Here is a 12,053-nt window from a genome sequence, read left to right as displayed (position 1 = left end):
AGTGGGCGACAGACAGGGCTGTCAACCCTCAGATGAGAGGTAACGTGATGGTCTCTTAGTAGTTCAGGATTGAGACAGAGCTTGGTTTTCAGAACGGCCACTCACCACTGACGAAGGGCGCGTGACCCGTGTTCCCACGAGAGAATTCCAAGGAACGTTGCGACGCCCGATAGCGCGGCGAATCCGCCGACGAAGAACACCCACTCGATACCGAACTGGCCCATCACCCATCCACCGGCAAGCGGGGCGAGGACGCTTCCGGGTTTCCAGACGAGCGAGCGAACGCCGAAGCTACTCGCAATGCCCTCGCCTTTCCCCTCATCCGCGAATAGGGCCATACTCGCAGGTTCCCGGAATGCGTCTGCGATACCGAGCAACCCATTCAGAATCAGGACTACGAAGACGGCACCAGTAATTTCTCCTGCCATCGGAACGGAAAACCTGAGAAGTCCGTCGAACGTCGACGCGAACGGGAACGCGAGCGCGATCAGCCCATAGGCGCCGCCGCCGACGAAGACGAACAGCGCTCGACCCTGCCGATCCGAAAACCGCCCCGTGATTGGCTGGCAGAGCATATTCGTCACCTTCTCGGTTGCGAGGACTGCACCGACAACGACAGTACCGTACGCAAGCCCGCCTTGGGCAGCCGACACGCCGACGAAAATGGGCACCCACTTGCGAACGAGGGAGACAGCGACGGCATACTGAGCGCGAAAGCTGGTGAGCGTCACGATCCGGCGATTCAGGGCGAGGTCGGTGAATGCGAAGCCGGTAATCGTGGTTTCATCACTGTCGACGAACAGCCAGATACTCGCAGCAGCGACAACCAAGAGGACCGTCAACAGGCCAAATAGGATATCAAATCCGGTGAGTGCGAAGAGAATACCGGAACCGATCGTCCCCGCGATACCCGCGGCCATCCGAAAGGCGTTGTACTTGCCGATGAGATTCGCACGGCCGTCGTTCGGAGCGAGTTCACCCACAAGGGCGAGCCCCAACAGTCCCGTACCTGTGAGACCGAGTCCCTGGAGGAACCGTGCTGCGAGGAACCCAGAGATGGTCGTGACCCGGGCGAGGGCCAGATATGCCACGGCACTCACGAGCAGTGCGCCGACGAGGAGCAGCCGCTTGCTATACCGATCACCCGCCCAGCCGAGTGGAACGATACCAACCGTCCGGGCGAGTTCGAGCGCGGTGATGAAGAGGCCGATCGTCACGCCGGTTGCCCCGAGCGCATCGATGTAGTCCGGCAAGAGCGTCAAGACCGTCATGAACCCGAAGCTGGTGGCGAATCGAGTCAGATAGAGTGAAGAAAACTGCAACTCGTCGTTCGTCACAGCCATATCAAGTCAGGGTTCCGTCGACATCGCAAAACGGGTTCCGAAACTGAATTCGAATCAGAGTAGACGTACACCGCCGACCCCCCGATATCCTGTCCTCGATCGCTCATCCGTGAAGTTCGGGATGACATCGTTCGATCGCCTCGTGAACTGCATCTCGACGCCCGACAAAGGTGAGATGATCTCCACGACGGAGGGTGAGGTCGGGCTCGGGGATTTGAGACTCACCGTCGCGACTCACCAAGGCGACGAGAACCCCGTCAGGGAGTTCGGTGTCGAGGTCACCGATCTGCATACCGACTAGATTCTCTGCCGTGACCTCGATCTCCTGGACGTCGCCCGTTCTGCCAAGTTCGGTCATCCATTCGGAAAGCGCCGGTCGCTCGATCGCGTTGTCCATCGACTGAGCGATCGACTCGTCAGCTGCGATCGCACGGACACCCAGTTCTTCGAACGCCGAGGCGTTCCCGGGCGTATTTACCCGGGCGATCACGGTATCGACATCGAAGTTCGAGTTCGTGAGCTGGGCGACGAGCAAGTTCGAATCGTCGTCACCGGTGGCTGCCGCAACGATTTTCGCGTTCTCAGCTCCTGCAGACCGGAGTATATCGATGTCGGCGCCGTCCCCATGGTGAACAGTGAAGCCGAGATTACGAGCCTGTTCGACCTGCTCCTGGTCTTTGTCGATGAGAATGACGTTTTCACCACGATCCTCCAACCGTTCGGCGAGGCCGCGACCGACGCGACCGGCACCTACGATGATGACGCGCATTGGTAGTACCTTGAGTGTTTGTGCGATGTGCCGTGCGAATCCGCCCTGCAGAACGACCGTCGTCAGAATGACCAGAAACACCGTCCCGACAAGGACCGTGGCAGCATCGGGATTCGAAGAACGGAGTTCGAGCGCGAACAGGGTCGCGACACTCGCCGGGATGATGCCGCGCGGACCGACCGCACTCATGAACACCTGTTCGCGGAATGAGAATCGGTTTCCATAGGTACACAGCAACACAGCAATGGGACGAACCACTGCCACGACGGTAACGACAACAATGACTCCGCCGAGACCGAGAGACAAGAGATCCTCGAACGACAGGAGCGTCGCGAGCGAGATAAACACGAACGACAGGACGATCAACGTGATATCGCCCTTGAACGCCGCAATCTCGTCTTCGTAGGGCATATCGACGTTGCCGAGGAGGATACCCGCGGTTGCGACGGCTGCGATCCCCGCCTCGGAGGCGATTCCCTCGGCAATCCCATACGTCGCGATCGCCCCGATGAGAACGATCAGCCGGGAATTCCGCACGGCGTTCGACGGCGAGAGATCGACGTGATTGAGCAAATACCACAGGATGCCGGCCGTCAAGATACCGACGAGGAGGCCGGTCCCAAGCCGGGAAATAAACGAGGACACCAGCAACTGGAGCTGTGTCCCACTCCCAACGACAACCTCGAAGATCGCCACCGCCAGAATCGCCGCTGTAACGTCGTTAACGATCCCCTCAGTCTCGAGTGCTGCAGCCACACGGTCTCGCACCGGGACGACCTCCAGGATGGGCGTGATAACGGTCGGCCCAGTCGCAATGAGCAGCGCGCCGATGAGGAAAGACAGCTCCCACGACGCACCGAGTGCCAGCCGGACGACTACCGCCGTGCCGAGAAGGGCAATACCCGCACCGAGAGTGATCAGTCGAAACGCCTCGCGAGGGGTCTGTCGCAGTTTCGAGAGCTTCAGATGGAATGCGCCCTCGAAAATGATGATCGCGACCGAGAGACCGACGATGGCCGAGAGGGGTTCGGGGCCACCGAAGGCTTCGAGGCCAACAATATCAAGACCCTCAGGACCGACGAGAATTCCAGCGAGAATAAGAAAGAGCACGCTCGGGATCTCCAGCCGGTCGGCTAACACCTGGGCTGCGACACCCAGCCCTAAGATGGTCACGACGAGGGGAATCAAACCGGTCCCGGAACTCACAGGGAGCGCACCTATCTGGACGAAACTGCTCCCGATATAAAATCACCGTGAAATCCCTGTCCGGCGATTCCAGCAGATTTCTTCTGATTGTGTCGAAGTCGGAACGGCTTTTTCAATCCTTCAGAAAGTATTCCTATGCGAGTAACTGACGTCGAGACGTTCGTCGTCGACGCCGACTGGCGGAACTGGTTCTTTGTCCAGGTCAAGACAGACGAAGGTATCACCGGTGTCGGTGAGGCACTCAGTGGTGAAGGACTGACCGCAGCCCTCGAAGCCACCGCAGAAGCACACAAGCACTACGTGATCGGCGAGGACCCGCTGAATCGGAAACAAATCAATCGAAAGCTCCGACGCTATCCCTTCGCGTGGCGAGCCGGGAAGCTCATCAACGCGGTCGCTGCGGCGATCGACATCGCACTCTGGGATATCGCCGGCAAGCACTACGGCGAACCGGTCTGGAAACTTCTTGGCGGCAAGGTTCACGACGAGATCCCCGTCTACGCGAACGGCTGGCACATCGGCGACCGCACGCCAGAGAACTACGCCCATCACGCCGAGAAGGCGGTTGAAGAGCAAGGCTATCCGGCGCTGAAATGTGACCCGTTCGCCCACTATGAACACTCGTTAACTGACGCGCAGCTCGACGAAGTTGCGGACCTCCTCGACGCCGTTCGCGAGGCAGTTGGCTGGGACGTCGGCATCGCCCTCGACTGTCACGGTCGGTTTACCCGGCGTGGGGCGATCGAGGTTGCAGACGCCCTCGAAGAATACGACATCATGTTCCTCGAAGAGCCGGTCGAACTCGAGGACCGTGAAGTGATGGCTGACGTCACCCAGCACGTCAATATGCCCGTCGCCACCGGCGAGCGCATCTACAATAACGAGACGATGGAAGATCTCGTCCGGAAACAGGCCTGCGACATCATCCAGCCGGACGTGACAAACTACGGAAGCCTCCGAGAAGTCCAGCACGCCGCCGCGATGGCGGACGCTCGATACATGACGATCGCACCGCACAACCCGAACGCCGGCGTCAGTACGGCTGCGTCAGTCCATCTGTGTGCCGGACTCGAAAATCTCGAAGTCCTCGAACATATGAGTCGAGACGTCGAGTGGGGTGACGAAATCATCGAACACGGGTACACCGTGGAAGATGGGGTTATCGAGGTGCCAGATGAACCGGGACTCGGTGTCACATTCCATCCGGACGCGGCTCGTGAGTATCCCGGAGAGCCAAAGGATAGTCACAGCCTCTTCGACAAGGAAGGCGCACTCAAACGTCCATAGTCCTTCACACTGTACCTTTTAGGACGAGCAGCCAGGACGACACACGTAAAACGTACCACTCCAAGTTCGAGACAGATGAAGAATGTTGATGATCTCATTTCGAATGCTGCTTCCTTAGCCAATCGAGGGGTGTCAAAGGGCGAAATCGCAGACGAGCTGAACGTCTCTCGTGAAACTGCCAGCTGGTTGGTCGAACGGAGTAAATCGACGACCCGAGATACTCAATCGGTAGACACAAAGAAACCTCACGATATTCATGTAGATTGGAATGCCATCGGGCGTGATAGTACACGGTTAACGTATATTGGAAACGCGATGGCTAATATGCTCCCAAACCAACATCAAGAACCAGCACTCACGGTCGGTATTGAGAAAGCCGGGACACCGCTCGCAACCGTCGTGGCCCAAACACTCGACACTGGTCTCGCTACGTACACGCCACGCAAACATCAATGGGAGAACGGTGATATCGAGGGTCTCGAGGGTAGTTTCTCGCGGAATTTTTCCAGTGTCCATGGATACGATTGCCATATCGTTGATGACACGATTACTAGTGGAACGACGTTACGCGAAACTATTGAGGCGATAACCGATACAGGGGGAAACCCAGTCGCTGCAGCTGTACTGATCGATAAACAGGGAGTCGAGGATATCGATGGTGTTCCAATATATTCCCTCATTGATGTTCTATCCGTTAATGCATAATCACTAGTCTACGGGCTACCAACGAACCCCCTACTCAATTCGTTGCGGCCTGAACTGTATGTCGATTTTAAGCCCGCAACAGGATACCGTTTGCTGGAACAAGATGGATTCGAAAGAGACAGTCAGTGGTTATCAAGTTCTGTAACTTTTGTTGTAAGGCATTCTGGACACTGAATGCGCTGGGGAGCAGTCTGAGACTCAAATTCCGTGTTACATTCAGTACAACAGTAGTGATGTGTTGTAGCAGACGACTCACTGAGTCCGAGGACACGCCGGATTTTCTGAAACACAGCCATTCAGCATAGAAGGTGAACCGGCCGTAGACAAATCATTACTGGAGGAGACGTTCCGGGAAACGCGTTAGTAGATCGTTCAGCCGAATCGGACAATACGTCTTGTTTTACTGAATCAAGAAAATCATACTTCCTTGAGGGATCAGAATAGCTACCGTTCCTACTCCCCGTCATCGAAGTGTAAGTCCTGGCATCGTCAACCCTTCCGACGACGACCAAAGTACAAACAGGAGGCGAGTGTAAACGGAGATATGGCATCGGCACTGGCAGACGAAGCGTGTGAAGCGTGTACGTCAGAGGATAAGCCGCTCACCGAGACTGAATACTCGGAGTACCTTGCCGAACTCGACGAAGACGTGTGGGAAGTAGTAGACGAACACCACCTCGAAGGGACCTACGAGTTCGACGATTTTCGTGACGCACTCGAGTTTACCTACGAAGTCGGCGAACTCGCCGATGAAGAATGGCACCATCCAAATATCCACCTCCAGTGGGGAGAGGTGAAAATCGAGATGTGGACGCACAAGATCGACGGCCTCCACAAAACCGACTTCGTGATGGCGGCACGAATGGATCGAATCCACGAAGAGTACGCCCCTGAGTAACGATACTATACGACGCCCGAATCCACGGGTATTTACGTTGGGACCGCCAGTTTCCACGTAACCGAAATACGCGTTGTCCCCGGGAAGGTCATGAAGTCTGGATACATCGACTAATGGTCACAGATTGACCTGCTGTCGAAGCCAGCTTCACACCGGCTCTCCTTCACCAGGCGGACTTTGACGAGTTCTGGGATCGCTCTGATCGGACCCGACTATGGAAATCGAAATCGCAACTATTGGCGGCTACGAGGAAGTCGGCCGCCAGATGACAGCCGTCCGTGCCGGCGACGACATCGTCGTCTTCGACATGGGTCTCAACCTCTCAAAAGTACTGATTCACGACAACCTCCAGACGGAGAAAATGCATTCGCTCGACCTCATCGACATGGGTGCGATTCCCGATGATCGAGTGATGAGCGACCTCGAGGGCGACGTACAAGCGATTGTCCCGACGCACGGTCACCTCGATCACATCGGTGCAATCAGCAAACTGGCGCATCGCTACGACGCTCCGATCGTCGCCGCGCCGTTCACCCTCGAACTCGTCAAGGAAGAGATCCAAGACGAGGGGAAGTTCCAGGTCCAGAACGACCTCATTGAGATGGACGCCGGCGAGACAATGTCCATCGGCAACCGGTGTGAACTGGAGTTCGTCAACGTCACGCACTCCATCATCAACGCCATCAACCCAGTCCTCCACACCCCCGAAGGTGCCATCGTCTACGGGCTGGACAAGCGCATCGACCACACCCCCGTTATCGGTGACCCCATCGATATGAAGCGGTTCCGCGAAATCGGCCGCGAGGGTGAGGGCGTCCTCTGCTACATTGAGGACTGCACGAACGCGAACAAGAAGGGACGAACACCGAGTGAAGCCGTCGCCCGGAGCCAACTCCAGGACGTCATGCACAGTCTCGAAGACTACGACGGCGGGATCGTCGCGACGACGTTCTCCAGCCACATCGCTCGCGTCACGAGTCTGGTCGAATTCGCAGAAGAAATCGGTCGCCAGCCCGTCCTGCTCGGCCGGTCGATGGAGAAGTACTCGGGAACGGCCGAGCGCATCGGCGCTGCGAGCTTCCCCGACGACCTCGGCATGTACGGGCACCGGAAGTCCGTCGATCGGGCCTTCAAGCGCATCATGAACGAGGGCAAGGAGAACTACCTCCCGGTCGTAACGGGCCACCAAGGCGAGCCGCGCGCGATGCTCACGCGGATGGGACGCGGTGAGACGCCGTACGAACTCGACGATGGTGACAAGGTCATCTTCTCGGCGCGTGTGATTCCGGAGCCGACGAACGAGGGCCAGCGCTACCAGTCCGAGAAGCTCCTCGGGATGCAGGGCGCGCGTATCTACGACGACGTCCACGTCTCCGGCCATCTCTCGCAAGAGGGCCACTACGCGATGCTCGATGCCCTCCAGCCGCAACACGTCATCCCGTCGCACCAGGACATGCAGGGGTATTCTGGCTATGTCGACCTCGCCGCAAAGCAGGGCTACAAACTGGGACGTGACCTCCACGTCACCTCGAACGGGAACATCCTTCAGCTGGTCTAACCTCAAGCGAAGAGATCAGCTCGGAAAATAACAACTGGTTTCCCGAGTCTGTCGTATCGTATGAGTATGCAAGATGAACGTCTCGATGTGGAACTCGACTTCGGCGAAAATGGTCTGATTCCCGCGATTGCACAGGACGCCGAGACCGGTGACGTGCTGATGCTCGCGTACGTGTCCCCGGAGGCGCTCGCCGAAACCCAGAACACGGGGCTTGCTCACTACTACTCTCGGAGTCGCGACGAACTCTGGCAGAAAGGCGGCTCCAGTGGACACGTCCAACAGGTAAAGGAAATCCGCGTCGACTGTGATGGTGATGCGCTTCTCTATCGAATCGACCAAGAAGGTGGGGCGTGTCACACGGGCTATCGCTCCTGCTTCTATCGAACGATCGAAGGCGAGACCGTCGGCGAGAAAGTCTTTGAACCGGACGAGGTCTACGATAGCGGTTGTGTCGGCGTGAAATAGCAGGAGGTGGATTTGAACCACCGATCTCCAGGTCATGAGCCTGGTGGAATCTCCGAGCTATCCTATCCCGCTACATACTACTCTACGAAAGTCGCGGATAAGCGTTGAGAAGTCGTCTTCGTGTGGGAATTAGTCACTCTATTTGTCGCTCGACTGCGTCCATCGCCAAACAACCTCGCCGGATGTAGCTGTGTATTCGCCCTTCGATCGGGCACCACAATTCTCACACACCAGCGTGAAAATTCCATACTCGTCGGTCTCAACCTCCTGTTGGGTACTGCAGTCCGGGCAGGTTACAGTTGAGTCAGCCATTGTCAGTAGCGCACCTATGGAGCAGCCGTGCCCTCGAGCCGAGTCTTATCGATGATATTCCCGACAACTGCATCTACGAGTTCCTCTTTTTCTGTCACAGAGGGGAGCCCGAGCGTGGTCTCTAGGGCGTATAAACGGAAGCGGTAGGTCTGTTCCTGGCCGGTCGGGTTGGGTCCACCGTATCCGTGTTCTCCAAAGTCGTTTTGACCTTCTGTCGCCTGTTCGGGATCCCACCCTTCAGGAATCTCTTCCAGTGTTGGCGGAATATCCCACACGAGCCAATGGTTCCAGACATCTTTGCTCGAGGAACGGGGGTTCGGGCTATCGACGATCAACACCAGCGAAGCGCTCTCCGCTGGAACACCTTCGATTGTCAGTGGCGGGTTGATGTTCTCCTCCGTATAGCCGTAGCGATCCGGAATCCGACCGCCATCCTCGAACGCCGGACTTCGTAAGATCAGGTCTGTCATATGTCATCACCGTCTGGCGTATCGACTCCGATACGAAAGACATATAGGAATTCTATGGCCGGCTGAAAAAGCTTCGTAAGCCGTTAAGAGCAAACACTGTACGAGACAATAGATAATTCAATCACAAATCAATTTCTTCGAGGGCTTCAGTAGCTACGTCTCCGAGCTCACCAGCTTCAATATGCGAGTACCGCTCCCGAACCATCTCCTCCGAGTTGTCGAGGTAACGGGCTGCTACAGTGTATCCGAAAGCCCGGACGAGCACCTCACCCATCCCGCGGCGCCCCCCATGAGGTGCAAGATAGTCGTGTTTCGGATGGGCGATGTCGATTTCGGCGGCCTCCGAGAACCGTTGGAGAATCAACCGTGCGCCGTCCGTCGTGATTGACGGCGGCCGAATGTCCTCATCGAGCGCCAGCAGGAGGTCCCGAGCGTACACCTCACGCCGCTCGTCGATTGCATCCGGGCGTTCTCCTCGTTCGGCTAGCTCTTCCGAGACGAGCTCCGCGAGCGTCCGTTGGTCGAACGTCGGAAACACCGGCCACCGCTCCGTCAGTGGGTTCATCAGCTGGCGATAACTTCGCAGCGGAGAAATCACTGGATCGGGGAGACTCGCGGCGTCCCACTGCTGTTTCTTCCGGTAGACGTCCATACTCCCGTCGTCAAGGGAGAGGTCCTCCCAGCGGACGCCGCGCCGGCGTGGGTCGTTTGGGTCCCGAAGGAGTTCCCCCACCCGAACGGCGGTGTACGCGAGTACGAACACCAGCGCCCGGTCACGAGCCGCCTTCAGCGCCGCATAGCGCGCTCGCTGTTTGTCGAGGGGGTCAGTATCCTCCGGGAGTGTCGTGTACGCCTCGACGGCGTCGCGAGCCCGTTCGTCGACGTGGCGGGTGAGGGCGTGGCGCTGTTCGGACGTCCAGGCCTGTTGGTCACCGGGCTTTCGGCCGTCGTCCTCCGGTAACGGCGCCATCGCACTCGCCCGCTGCGCGTAATGCGCTTCCAGATACCCCTCGTTGACACACCACCCGCACCAGGCAGAGATATAGCGGTAATAGGTTTGTACCGTGTTCTGCTTGAGTCCCCGGTCGCCACCAAGATGCCGGGCGTACTCCCGAAACACGCGTTCGTCGAGATCGTCGAAGGTCGGCTCACGGTCGACGTCGTCGGGGACAATCCCGGTCCAGTCGTCGGCGCCGCGGTCGCCGGCGGCCCACTCAGCGAACCGCTCGAGTTCGCGGGCTGCGTTACGTCGATAGTTCCCGCCGTCCCCACCGCGGCCTTTCCCTTTGTCCTGGAGGTAGCGCTCGAAGCTGTCGTCGAGCGGTGTCGAAAGCGCCCGATCAGGCATTCACCGGCCCTCCACCGTCCTGCGGGCCCGGTCTGGTGCCTCTACCCTGGGGGAAGCGTCGTTGTGAGGCGGTTGTAGCATTCGTGCTTCACCGACGGCGGCGGGGTACTTCAAAGTGGTCGTGATTACGGGCATAATCAGGACCACTTGCTGTATTCGGCCCATCGGGAGAATTCGAGGAACTGAAGTCTCTTAGCGCCGGAATTCCGCACTACAGGAAAACGTATATCGTATATCGCTATACAAATTCCCGGTCCTCGTTCTGCGCGAGGTCATTCGTCTCCGAGTTCCGAAAGCCGGGCCTGAATTTCCTCAGAATCCGCATCAGAGAGCGCCTCAATACCGAACTGGACGAGTAGCGGGTAGAAGTGGCGGTTCTTCTTGAACTCGTCCTGGCCCGCCTTGCGGAGCTTCAGCTGGGACTCGAGGTAAGTGTCCTCCATCTCGTCGAGGACATCGTCGGGGATGTAGATCGTCCGCCCATTCCACTCGTCCTTGATGTTCGTCTTCGTTTTGCTCGTTTCGTTCGTTTCACTCGTTGAAGTCGACTCGGTCGTTTCGGTCGATGAACTGGTTTCCACCGGTTCACTCACCTCACTCGTTTCGCTGGAATCAGCCTCGTCGTCCTCCTCTTCGTAGTTGCCCTCGATGCCGGAAGCATCACCCCAGCCGTCGCTCATGCTTCCACCTCCTCAGGCGCAGTCTTCTCGAATGTCCCGTCGAACAGGTCGGCGATCTCGTTGAATAGGTCGCGTGCATCCTCGACGCGTTTGTTCTCCTTGCCAAAGCCGAAGACGGACACACCCTCGCCAATCGACTGAGAGAGGTCGGTCCGCTTCGGGATCTCGAACACCGGGAGGGAGTACGCCGACTTGATCTCCTCGATGGTGTCGCGGTGCTCGGCGTTCTGCTCGACACGGTTACAGACGATGGCGAGCCGATTGATGTCTCCGTACGCCTGTTCGAGGGAACTCAGCTGCTTCGCGAAAATCTGGAGGCTGTTGGCGTTGAGCTTCTCGGGAATGACGGGGATGACGACGTTGCCGGTCGCGACCAGGGCGTTGTCGGTGAGGACGTTCAGGGATGGCGGCGTGTCGACAATGATGTAGTCGTAGTCCTTGTCGAGCTCGTCGAGAGTCATCTCCAACCGCTCGCGACTCTTCGGCGCCTCAAGCAGCGTCTGGATGTTCTTGTTGTTCGCGAGCTTCTCGCTGGCGGGAAGGATGTCGAATTCCTCGTGCTCGACGATGATGTCGTTCACCGACTCCATCTGGTCGAAGTCGAGGACGTCGAACAGCGTCGTACGGTCGGTATCGTAGTACAGATCGTTGTAGCCAAGCGAGCACGTGAGCCCTCCGTGGTAGTCGATGTCGACCAGGAGGACGTCGTGACCTCGGGCGGCGAGTGCGCCGCCAGTATGAATGACGTCGGTTGTCTTCCCCGCGCCTCCCTTCTGATTCGCCACCGTGATTCGTGCGGTATTGGTGTCGGTCATTATCTTCGTTTCTCTCGTTGTGTTCGTTTCGTTCGTTTTGGTCGTTTAGCTCGGTGCGTTCGGTGAGGGTGTTTCACTCGGTGAGAGGATTACTACGATGTTAAAACCAACTGTTCGTTTCGCTCGTTGAACTAATTGCGTTCATTTCTATCACCAGTTCGTTCCGTTCGTTTTGTTCGTTTCTGTAAAGGCCAACC

At 57.6% G+C, this 12,053-nt stretch carries 11 protein-coding genes and 1 tRNA gene; 5 read left to right on the top strand and 7 right to left on the bottom strand.

The features are described 5' to 3' along the window. Positions 1–101: 101 nt before the first annotated feature. Together LT970_RS14000 and LT970_RS13995 are read right to left on the bottom strand one after the other, a co-directional pair. On the bottom strand, positions 102–1,337 hold the full coding sequence (locus tag LT970_RS14000; RefSeq protein ID WP_432419622.1) for an MFS transporter: 1,236 nt from the start codon (positions 1,335–1,337) through the stop codon (positions 102–104). Between the two features lie 109 nt (positions 1,338–1,446). Next, entirely contained in the window at positions 1,447–3,318 is a 1,872-nt protein-coding gene (locus tag LT970_RS13995; protein WP_232688953.1) for a cation:proton antiporter domain-containing protein, read from the bottom strand. Between the two features lie 135 nt (positions 3,319–3,453). On the opposite strand from LT970_RS13995, the gene LT970_RS13990 reads away from it, so the two are divergent. The 5 genes from LT970_RS13990 to hisI all read left to right on the top strand — a co-directional run bounded on the left by LT970_RS13990 (position 3,454) and on the right by hisI (position 8,231). Next, positions 3,454–4,605 carry a mandelate racemase/muconate lactonizing enzyme family protein gene (locus tag LT970_RS13990; protein ID WP_232688952.1) on the top strand — a complete coding sequence of 384 codons (1,152 nt, stop codon included), beginning with the start codon at positions 3,454–3,456 and terminating at the stop codon, positions 4,603–4,605. Positions 4,606–4,680: 75 nt separating this feature from the next. Continuing rightward, a complete protein-coding gene (gene gfcR / locus LT970_RS13985; RefSeq protein WP_232688951.1) occupies positions 4,681–5,310 on the top strand; it encodes a transcriptional regulator GfcR in 630 nt (209 codons plus the stop codon). 544 nt (positions 5,311–5,854) lie between these two features. Further along, positions 5,855–6,208 carry a 4a-hydroxytetrahydrobiopterin dehydratase gene (locus LT970_RS13980; protein ID WP_232688950.1) on the top strand — a complete coding sequence of 118 codons (354 nt, stop codon included), beginning with the start codon at positions 5,855–5,857 and terminating at the stop codon, positions 6,206–6,208. A 214-nt stretch (positions 6,209–6,422) separates the two neighbouring features. Then, on the top strand, positions 6,423–7,766 hold the full coding sequence (locus tag LT970_RS13975) for a ribonuclease J (protein ID WP_232688949.1): 1,344 nt from the start codon (positions 6,423–6,425) through the stop codon (positions 7,764–7,766). Between the two features lie 66 nt (positions 7,767–7,832). Next, a complete protein-coding gene (gene hisI, locus LT970_RS13970; protein WP_232688948.1) occupies positions 7,833–8,231 on the top strand; it encodes a phosphoribosyl-AMP cyclohydrolase in 399 nt (132 codons plus the stop codon). Here hisI and LT970_RS13965 read toward each other — a convergent pair. The 5 genes from LT970_RS13965 to LT970_RS13945 form a co-directional block, all read right to left on the bottom strand. Next, positions 8,229–8,303, bottom strand: a tRNA-Met gene (locus LT970_RS13965). The two genes, hisI and LT970_RS13965, sit on opposite strands and share 3 nt — an antisense overlap. Before the next feature lie 254 nt (positions 8,304–8,557). Further along, positions 8,558–9,013: a YbhB/YbcL family Raf kinase inhibitor-like protein gene (locus LT970_RS13960; protein WP_232688947.1), complete on the bottom strand. Its 456-nt coding sequence runs from the start codon at positions 9,011–9,013 to the stop codon at positions 8,558–8,560. 121 nt (positions 9,014–9,134) lie between these two features. Further along, positions 9,135–10,361 carry a phage integrase SAM-like domain-containing protein gene (locus LT970_RS13955; RefSeq protein ID WP_232688946.1) on the bottom strand — a complete coding sequence of 409 codons (1,227 nt, stop codon included), beginning with the start codon at positions 10,359–10,361 and terminating at the stop codon, positions 9,135–9,137. 272 nt (positions 10,362–10,633) lie between these two features. Beyond that, positions 10,634–11,041 carry a DUF8160 family protein gene (locus LT970_RS13950; RefSeq protein WP_232688945.1) on the bottom strand — a complete coding sequence of 136 codons (408 nt, stop codon included), beginning with the start codon at positions 11,039–11,041 and terminating at the stop codon, positions 10,634–10,636. Further along, positions 11,038–11,856 (bottom strand): ParA family protein, encoded by an 819-nt coding sequence (locus tag LT970_RS13945; protein ID WP_232688944.1) that lies wholly within the window; start codon positions 11,854–11,856, stop codon positions 11,038–11,040. The genes LT970_RS13950 and LT970_RS13945 overlap by 4 nt, the downstream gene beginning before the upstream one ends. Positions 11,857–12,053: the final 197 nt, after the last annotated feature.

Origin of the sequence: Halobacterium zhouii (assembly GCF_021249405.1) — an archaeon.
GTDB lineage: Archaea > Halobacteriota > Halobacteria > Halobacteriales > Halobacteriaceae > Halobacterium > Halobacterium zhouii.
The sequence above is the reverse complement of the archived record's forward strand: the minus strand, read 5'-3'. Positions and strand labels throughout refer to the sequence as shown.